Origin of the sequence: Streptomyces sp. NPDC005303, from assembly GCF_040607335.1 — a bacterium.
GTDB lineage: Bacteria > Actinomycetota > Actinomycetes > Streptomycetales > Streptomycetaceae > Streptomyces.
This window is the reverse complement of the sequence record NZ_JBEXGM010000033.1, coordinates 87,561-96,452: the sequence shown is the minus strand read 5'-3', so window position 1 is coordinate 96,452 and position 8,892 is coordinate 87,561. Positions and strand designations below refer to the sequence as shown.

Genomic DNA, 8,892 nt, shown 5'->3' with positions numbered 1-8,892 from the left:
GTTACGTCATGCTCTGTGTTCATGATCCGCAACTGGAGGGTGACACACGGTGGAGCAGACAGGGCGCTGTGGGGGCCGGCACCACAGCCTCCAGGGGCGCGGGGAACTGCGCGACCAGCCACGGCGCACCCGCAGCCGCCTACGCCAGCGCGCTCTCCACGGCCGTCACGACCTCGTCCGACTCCGGCTCCGTCTGCGGGGAGAAGCGGGCCACGACCGACCCGTCCCGCCCGATGAGGAACTTCTCGAAGTTCCAGCGGATGTCCCCGCTGTGCCCCTCCGTGTCGGCGACATCGACGAGCCGCTCGTACAGCGCGTGCCGCCCCTCGCCGTTCACCTCGACCTTCTCGGTCAGCGGGAAGGTCACGCCGTACGTCGCCGAGCAGAACTCCGCGATCTCCTCGGCACTGCCGGGCTCCTGCCCGAGGAACTGGTTGCAGGGCACGCCGAGCACGGTGAAGCCCCGCTGCGCGTACCGCTCCTGGAGCTTCTCCAGCCCGTTGTACTGCGGGGTGAGCCCGCACTTGGAGGCCACGTTCACAATGAGGACGGCCTTGCCGGCGTACTGGGCGAGGTCGGCGGAGCCGCCCGTGAGCGCACCGATCTCGACGTCGAGGGGGGAGGAACCATCTGTAGTCGTCATGAGCGGATGCTAACTCCGCCCGGTGAATCCCCGGGTCCGGCCCTCGACGCCCTCCATCAGCACCTCCCCGCCCGCCGTCCGCACATACAGCACCGACCGCCCCGCCCGCCGCCGCTCCACCCAGCCCCGCGTCCACCAGCACCGAGCAGCGTGCCCAGGCTCGTGGGCACGCTCGGGGCGCCCGGGTCGGCGAGGGCGCCCGCGCAGCCGTAGACGAGGGCGTACCGCCCCGGCTCCTCCCACGTGGCCCAGCCGCGCCCGGCGTCACCGGGACGAAGACGACGAGTTCGGCTCACCCTGATGGCGACCGCGTCGACCGCGGTGACCCTGATGCCATTCGCTCTGGAGAGGCGGCGTGGTCCGGATGACGTGGCCCCTGACCGCCCGGAGTCTCGACCGGTACCTCGGTGAAGGCGAGGGGGACTGTCTTGACGTTCCGTTCCCCGAACTCCTTCAGATAGGTCTCGAGCGCCGGCGGGCGATAGCCGGGTTTGCCCTCGCGGCGGCGCAGGACCGTGTCGGCCAGGAACTCGTGGCCGACGAGGCGGCCCTGCTGGTCCCGCTCCTGCCCGATGGGCCGGTGCAGGGGCCGGAAGACCCGGTAGAAGCCCTTCCGGGACGGGACCCACGGGCCCATCGGGTCGGGGTGGACGGCGAAGTCGGCGCACTCCTGCGGGCGCATGTTGTCCGGTCCATCCGCGCTGAGGACCCGGGGGTCGAACTCCAGGCCGTACCGGGCGGCCTGCCGGACCATCCACAGGAGGGTGATGTCGGACAGGCCCGGGTCCTTCTCGCCGCCCCCGACGGAGAGGTGCACCCCGGCGAACCACACCTGCAGCAGCTCCTGGTTCCGTTCGGCGCCTTCCTGCTGCTGCCACAGCGTCGGTGGGAACGCCGAGCGCTCCTCGTCCACGGCCAGGGCCTGGAAGGCGCCGTTCACCGACCTGCTGAGGGTGGTGTCGTGGAAGGCCCAGCGGTGGTTGAAGCGGTCGACGAGCGGCTGCAGGAGCCGGGGCGCCGGAACCGGGATGCCCAGGGAGCCGACCGTGTCCCAGACGCCCACGAAACGGATCTCCGTCTCGTACGAGTACGCCCCGCGGAACAGCGTCGCGGCCACGCTGGTCGGCTTGTCGGCGCGGCTGCGGTACAGCGCCCACGCCTCGTCGATCCGGTCGCACTGTTCCGGGCGCAGGATGCCGCAGTTGTGCACCAGCCCGGCCAGGCTGCGCGCGGTGAACGCGCCCCGGCTGAACCCGAACAGGTACAGGGTGTCCCCGGGTTCGTAGGTGTGGATCAGGAAGCGGTAGGCGTCGAGCACGTTGCGTGAGAGGCCCACACCGAAGGCCCCGCCCCGCAGCCGTTCCCGCCGGTTCGTGCCGACCCCGCTGTGGTAGTACACCCGCTGTTCCGTTCCGGCAGCGGAGCGTCGCCGTACGGCCAGGGCCACCTTGGCGACATTCGTCTTGCTCGACTGGTCGGCGAGATTCCAGGTCCCGTCACAACAGACCACCAGACGCTTGGCCATCATGTGTCTCCTCTCCCTGTAGAGAGGACCCCACGACTGCTCGGTAGATACAGCCGGTACAGCCAGTACCGCAGGGACCGCGCCGACCCGCAACTCGGCGCACGGCGGCGGGCCGGCAGCGGCGCGTGGCGGTAGGCGGCGGATCGGCGGTGGGCCCGGCGGTCAGGCCACGACCGTGAAGAGTCCCGTCCTCTCGCCCAGCCTGGCCAGCGAGACCTTGCCGGGGATGCCGTTGGCGTCGGTGCCGGTGTAGCCGAGGTGGCGCTGCCACTTGGCGTAGGCGGCGACGGTCGTGGAGCCGAAGGAACCGTCCGAGGCATAGGACTTGGAGAGATAGCCGAGTTCGACGAGGGCGGCCTCGGTGAGGTTGGTGCCGACCATGTAGCTGACGTGGCCCTGCTTGGCCCCGGGGTCGGTCTTCGCGGCCTTGACCAACCGGGACAGGTCGACGCGGGGCTTGCCCGCCGGTTTCGTCGGCTCCGTCTTGCCGGTTTCCACGGCCAGTTGCTTCTTCACCGCGGCCCGGAAGTCGTCCATGTCGAAGCTCGGGTCGATCTTCCCCGGCTGGCACTCCTTGTGCCCGGCGACGGACTTCTCGCTCCACCCGTGCGCCCGGCAGATCGCCGCCGCCCACAGCACGGCCTGGCGGTACTGCGCTGCCGGGTAGGGGTCCCCGCCCTTGCCGAGGTTCTCGATCTCCAGGCCGTACAGACAGTCGTTGCCGTCGGCCTTCGCCGCGTCGTCGTGCGGGAGCGGCTTCTCCTCGCGGAGCGCGTTCAGGACATCGATGTCGGCGTAACCGGCGTGGTTGGTACGGCCGTTGCCGATCATCCACAGTCCGGCGGTCTTGCCGAGCCAGGCGTGGCACAGCGGTCCAGGCAGGTCGGATCTGCCCTTGAAGCAGAGCTCCTTGTCGTTGTGACCGCCGGTGTGGTGGATCAGCACCCCGATGACGGGGCCGAAGGACTTCCCGGACGCGGCGTCGCGGTTGTGGGTCTTCCAGCCGGAGTGCTCGTGCACGGTCAGGCCCTCGGCCTTCAGTACGGCGAGCATCTTCGCGGCGGACAGGGGAGTGGCCATGGCTGCGTTTCCCTCCGGGGCGACGCGCGGAGAACGCGTCAAGTAGGCTACGGATCTTGAGAGTTGTGGCGCGAATGGCACTCAGTGGTACGTGCTCGCCGCACCTGCCGCTCATGATTGCGCCAATGCCGCGCCCCGGTCGGGAAATCGAGGGATTCGCAGCCGAACGGAGTCAACGGCCCTCGCCCACAAGGGGGGTTACGCCGTGTGTGGGGGGCCGGAACTCTGAGCGCTGCCGCCTTGCTGCCGTCCCTGACGGCGTCGTATGCGCACGGTCTTCCGGTGACTGGTGACTGGTGACCGGTATTCGGCGTTCGGCGCGGCGGTCCGAGGGGGAACGACCGCCGCGCCGAGCCCGGTTCACCGAGCCGGATCACCGTGGCGGGATCGCTGGTGCGGATCCCGAGGCCGGATCACCGTGGTGTGGCAACGGTGCTGATCGCTGGGGCTCTGGTTCAGCCCGGCGCCACCGCGCGGCCGGTCTGGGGCGAGATCATGCCGGAGCACAGCCCCTTGGCGGCCAGTGTCTGTGCGATGCGCGGGATCGCCGCGCGGGTGTTGGCGGGCCAGTCGTGCATGAGGATGACCTGCCCGGCCGTGAGCCGGCCGACCGCCGAGACGATCGCGTCGGTACTGGCGTTGTTCCAGTCCTGCGAGTCGACCTGCCACAGGACCTCGGTCAGCCCGTACTTCGCCTCTACGGCCTTCACGGTCGCGTTGGTCTCGCCGTACGGCGGCCGGAACAGCCTCGGTGTGCCGCCACCGGCGTTCGCGATCGCCTGCTGGGTACGGGAGATCTCCGAATCGATCGTGGCCTGGCTCTGCTGGGTCAGATGCGGGTGCGTGTAGCTGTGGTTGCCGACCCACATCCCGGCGCTGACCTGGGCCCTGACGAGCGCCGGGTTGGCGGCGGCGTACTGGCCCTCGTTGAACATGGTGGCCCTGAGCCCGTACTGCTTCAGGGAGTTGAGCAGGGTGGTGGTGCCACTGCCCGGACCGTCGTCGAAGGTGAGGCCGACGTATCCGGAGCAGGCGGCGGCCTGCGCGGGGGCAGCGGCGGCGGGGACGGTGAGGGTGCCGGCGGCGGCCAGAGCGGCGGTCGCCAGTAACGGGATGTGCGCCCGGGCCCTCATCACGCCACCGTGATGTTGGAGCTGCCGCTGCTCTGGTAACCCTCGGTCGCGAGGATCATGTAGTACTTGAAGCTGCCCATCGGCATGCCGACGCGGGACCAGGCGTCGAAGTGGTTGCCGGTGGTGATCGAGCCGCCGGTCCGCCTCGACTGCCGCACGCTCCAGTACTGGTTGAAGGTCTTGGTGCCTTCCACGGACGGGGCGTTGTAGCGGGTGGTCTGGTAGATGTCGTACGTCCCGCCGTCGCTGGTGACGGTGCCCTTGTACGTTCCGGTGGGCCGGTAGGTGCCCCAGTTGTCGACGATGTAGTACTCGACGAGCGGGTTCGAGGTCCAGCCGTAGAGGGCCAGGTAGGCGTTGCCGGACGGGCTGAAACTGCCGGAGTAGTTCACGGTCCTGCGGGAGCCGTTGCTCCAGCCCTTGCCGGCCACGAAGTTGCCGGTGTTGCGCCAGGAGGTGCTGTAGTTGCCGCCGGAGTTCAGGGTCATGGAGACGGTGCCCTGGGCGTCCGTCCAGAACGAGTAGTAGTAGCCGTTGTTGGTCCCGGTCTGGTTCGTGGTGATGACCGTGGCCGCCTCGGCGGTGCCGGGCAGGGCCAGCGTGGCTCCGGTGGCCAGCAGGAGGCCGCAGACGCTGCGGCGCGTCGGGTGTGCGGGTGTGTCAGTCATGTCCCACAGTTTTGGCCTGCCCCTGTCAAGCGTCAACAGTTTCGGCAGATGTTTCGAATGCTTCGAGATCCCTCTCACCTGAGGAAATCGTCGAAATCTTTCGGAAGATCGGAGGGTGTGGAGGGGAATGGAGGCGGGCTAGCTCCGAATGTTTCGAAACGCTTCCGGATACCCTGGGGCATAAGAAAAGGCAGGGAGGTCGACACCTCCTTGCCGTGTTCAACGTATAGCGCACCAGGGGACTTGCGGCAAGGCCCCCGTCGAGGCGCACACTTACCGGCCGTAGGCCCCACGGCCGCTGACCTCGAACCGGAGCTGCTGACTTGAATTCCCTGCCCACCAGCGTGTTCGACCTTCCCGAGCGCCTCGCCGCCAAGGCCGACCCGACGCTGATCGCCGCCGACGAGGAGCACTTCGCGGCCATCGCGGCGTGCCTGGAGCAGACGACCGCCGAACTGTCCGACACCCTCGCCACCACCCTGAGGGCGCCCGGCGGCATCGGCCAGGAAGCGATGGACCGGGACACGGAGGTCCACCGCCTCGGCGCCCGGCTGCGCACCCTGCGCCGCTTCGGCCTGGACCTGTGCCTCGGACACATGGTCGGCGCGGACGACGCCGAGCCCGTCTACGTCGGACGGCTCGGCCTCACGGACAGCACGGGCCGCCGACTGCTCGTCGACTGGCGTTCCCCGGCGGCCGAGCCGTTCTTCGGGGCCACCCACGCCAACCCGATGGGCCTGGCCAGCCGCCGCAGGTACCGCTGGACGAACGGCCGGATCAGCGACTACTGGGACGAGGTGTTCGCCCCCGACGGCTTCGCCGGGCACGCCGCGCTCGACGACCAGTCCGCCTTCATCGCCAGCCTCGGCACCGACCGCTCCGAACGGATGCGGGACGTCCTCGGCACCATCCAGGCCGACCAGGACGCCATCATCCGCGCGGGATCCCGTGGCGCGCTCGTCGTCGACGGCGGGCCCGGCACCGGCAAGACCGTCGTCGCCCTGCACCGTTCCGCCTACCTCCTGCACTCCGACCCGCGTCTGGGCCACCGTCGCGGCGGCGTCCTGTTTGTCGGCCCGCACCGGCCCTACCTGGCCTACGTCTCCGACGTCCTGCCCAGCCTCGGCGAGGAGGGCGTGCAGACCTGCGTCCTCCGGGACCTCGTGGCCGAGGGAGCCGCAGCGGGCGTCGAGACCGACCCGGAGGTGGCCCGCCTGAAGTCCTCGGCGGACCTGGTCCGGGCGATCGAGAAGGCCGTACGGTTCTACGAGGAGCCGCCCACCGAGGGCATGACCGTCACCACCCACTGGTCCGACATCCCGCTGACCGCCGCCGACTGGGCCGAGGCGTTCGACGCGGCCGAGGGCGCCCCGCACAACGACGCGCGCGACCAGGTCTGGAACGAACTGCTCACGATCCTGGTCGACCGGCACGAGGGCGACGCCCCGGAGGCGCTGCTCCGCAAGTCCCTGCGCCAGAACAGGGAACTGCTCACCGCCTTCAACCGCGCGTGGCCGCTCCTGGAGGCGGCCGACCTGGTCTCCGACCTGTGGACCGTCCCCGCCTACCTGCGGATGTGCGCTCCCTGGCTGGACCGCGAAGAGGTACGGACCTTGCAGCGCGCCGAGGGCCAGGCCTGGACGGTGTCCGACCTGCCGCTCCTGGACGCGGCACGCCAGCGGCTCGGCGACCCGGAGATCTCCCGCCGCAGGCGCCGCAACGAGGCCACCGTCGCCGCCGAACGCGAGCGCATGGCCACGGTCGTGGACAACCTGAGCGCGGTCGCCGACGACGAGTACGGCATGGGCCTGGTGACGATGCTCCGCGGCGAGGACTTCCACCACGCCCTGGTGGACGAGTCCGCCCTGCACATCGCCGACCCCGACCTGCTGGCCGGCCCGTTCGCGCACGTCGTCGTGGACGAGGCACAGGAACTGACCGACGCGGAGTGGCAGATGCTGCTGCTGCGCTGCCCGTCCCGCAGCTTCACCATCGTCGGCGACCGCGCCCAGGCGAGGCACGGCTTCACCGAGTCCTGGCAGGAGAGGCTGGAGCGGGTGGGCCTGGACCGTGTGGAGATGGCCTCCCTGAGCATCAACTACCGCACCCCGGAAGAGATCATGAAGGAGGCCGAGCCGGTCATCCGCACGGCTCTCCCCGACGCCAACGTCCCCACGTCGATCCGCAGCACCGGCATCCCGGTCACCCACGGCCCGGTCTCGGACCTGCACCGGATCCTCGACACCTGGCTCACCACCCACCCCGAGGGCATCGCCTGCGTCATCGGCGACCCCGGGTTCCGCTCGACGCCCCGGGTCCACTCCCTGACCCCAGTGCTCTCCAAGGGCCTCGAGTTCGACCTGGTGATCCTCGTGGACCCGCAGAACTTCGGAGAGGGCGTCGAGGGGGCGGTCGACCGGTACGTGGCGATGACCCGGGCGACGCAACGACTCGTGGTGCTCACCAGCTCCTGAGGCAGGGGTCCTGAGCTCCTGAGGCGGGGGTTCTCAGCTTCTGAGGCAGGGGTTCTCAGCTTCTGAGGCGGGGGTCCTCGCCCTGCCTCAGAAGCCGAGGACCCCCGCACCGAACGCCTGGAGCCCGCCGCCGACGCCCGCGGCGGGCCACCGGCTGATCGCCGCTCCTAGTCGACGCGGGTGGGACCGTCGTCGGACCTCTTCTCCTTGCTGGTGGGGAGCTGGAGCAGGCCGTTGTTCTCGCTCTGCTCCGGGCGCCGGCCGTTGGAGTCCTGGGCGTTGGAGTCCTGGCCGTTCAGGTTCTGGCGGACCGAGTCGAGAATCGTCAGACCCTGGGACACCAGGCCGGCGGCGATCTCGCCGAGACCGTCCGCGCCGTTGAGGACGTTGACGTTGGCGCCGGCCAGACCGCCGGCCGCCTCCTTCACGATCTGCGGGAGCTGGTCGATCAGCATCCGGTCCAGCGCGACCCGGTCGTACGAGGCCGCCGCCTCGGCCTGGATCTTCATGCGCTGGGCGTCGGCGGCGGCGAGCACCCTGATCCGCTCGGCCTCGGCCTCGGCGGGCTTCACGATCTCGGCCACCAGCTGCTGCTGGCGCAGCTTGGCCTGGCGCTCGGCCAGCTCGGTCTGGGCGGCGAGCACCTCCTGCTGGGCATGGGCCTGCGCCAGCGGCCCGGCCTGGGAGGCATGCGCCTGGGCGCGGTCCACCTCGGCGGAGTACTCCGCCCTCACGACGGCGGTCTGCCGGGCGTACTCGGCCTGCTTGCGGGCCGCTTCCTGCTCCGCCTCGGCGGAGGCCTGGGTGGCCTGGGCCTGGGCGATCTGGGCCTGCCGCTGGATGGCCGCCTTGTGCGGCGCGGACATCGCGTCGATGTAGCCGGCGTCGCCGTCGTCGATCGACTGGATCTGCAACGAGTCCACGATCAGACCGATCTTGGCCATCTCGGTCTTGGAGGTGTCCAGGACCTCCGCCGCGAGCTTCTGCCGCTCGGTGACGATCTCCTCGACCGTCATCGAGCCGATGATCGCCCGCAGGTGGCCGGCGAAGATACGGCCGGTCAGGACCGACATCTGGTCCTGGTCGGAGAGGAAGCGCTGGCCCGCGTTGATGATGCTCTCGTGGTCGTTGCCGACCTTGAACGCGATGACCGCGCGGACGTGCAGCGCGATGCCCTGCCGGGTCACACAGGTCTCGGTGACCTCGGACTCGCACATCGACAGGGTCAGGAAGCGGGTCTTGCGAAAGAACGGGATCACGAACTTGCCGTGCCCCGTCACCACTCGGAAAGGCGCGCCCCCCAGTCCCCGCCGGCCCCCCGAGATCAACATCGCCTCGTCGGGAGCGGGGACGCGGTATCCGAACATGC

7 protein-coding genes and 1 pseudogene are annotated in these 8,892 nt (G+C 70.0%); 1 reads left to right on the top strand and 7 read right to left on the bottom strand.

The window, feature by feature from the left end; translation table 11 throughout:
• Positions 1–139: 139 nt before the first annotated feature.
• The 6 genes and pseudogenes from ABZT93_RS33165 to ABZT93_RS33140 form a co-directional block, all read right to left on the bottom strand.
• Positions 140–643: a glutathione peroxidase gene (locus tag ABZT93_RS33165; protein WP_356111652.1), complete on the bottom strand. Its 504-nt coding sequence runs from the start codon at positions 641–643 to the stop codon at positions 140–142.
• 9 nt (positions 644–652) lie between these two features.
• Positions 653–935, bottom strand: a pseudogene (locus ABZT93_RS33160) (transcriptional regulator); the annotation flags it as partial.
• Complete coding sequence (locus tag ABZT93_RS33155; protein ID WP_356111650.1) at positions 936–2,168, bottom strand: DUF2235 domain-containing protein; 1,233 nt, start codon at positions 2,166–2,168, stop codon at positions 936–938.
• A 162-nt stretch (positions 2,169–2,330) separates the two neighbouring features.
• Positions 2,331–3,248 carry an N-acetylmuramoyl-L-alanine amidase gene (locus tag ABZT93_RS33150; protein WP_356111648.1) on the bottom strand — a complete coding sequence of 306 codons (918 nt, stop codon included), beginning with the start codon at positions 3,246–3,248 and terminating at the stop codon, positions 2,331–2,333.
• A 455-nt stretch (positions 3,249–3,703) separates the two neighbouring features.
• Entirely contained in the window at positions 3,704–4,381 is a 678-nt protein-coding gene (locus ABZT93_RS33145) for a polysaccharide deacetylase family protein (RefSeq protein ID WP_356111646.1), read from the bottom strand.
• On the bottom strand, positions 4,381–5,049 hold the full coding sequence (locus ABZT93_RS33140) for a glycoside hydrolase family 11 protein (protein ID WP_356111644.1): 669 nt from the start codon (positions 5,047–5,049) through the stop codon (positions 4,381–4,383). Before ABZT93_RS33140 ends, ABZT93_RS33145 begins: the two co-directional genes overlap by 1 nt.
• 323 nt (positions 5,050–5,372) lie before the next feature.
• Between ABZT93_RS33140 and helR the strand changes: the two genes are divergently transcribed.
• The gene (gene helR / locus ABZT93_RS33135; RefSeq protein ID WP_356111642.1) at positions 5,373–7,523 is read left to right on the top strand and encodes an RNA polymerase recycling motor ATPase HelR; all 2,151 of its coding nucleotides are present in this window, start codon (positions 5,373–5,375) and stop codon (positions 7,521–7,523) included.
• 167 nt (positions 7,524–7,690) lie between these two features.
• Here the strand turns inward: helR and ABZT93_RS33130 are convergent, their stop codons facing one another.
• A complete protein-coding gene (locus ABZT93_RS33130) occupies positions 7,691–8,890 on the bottom strand; it encodes an SPFH domain-containing protein (protein WP_356111640.1) in 1,200 nt (399 codons plus the stop codon).
• Between the last annotated feature and the right edge of the window lie 2 nt (positions 8,891–8,892).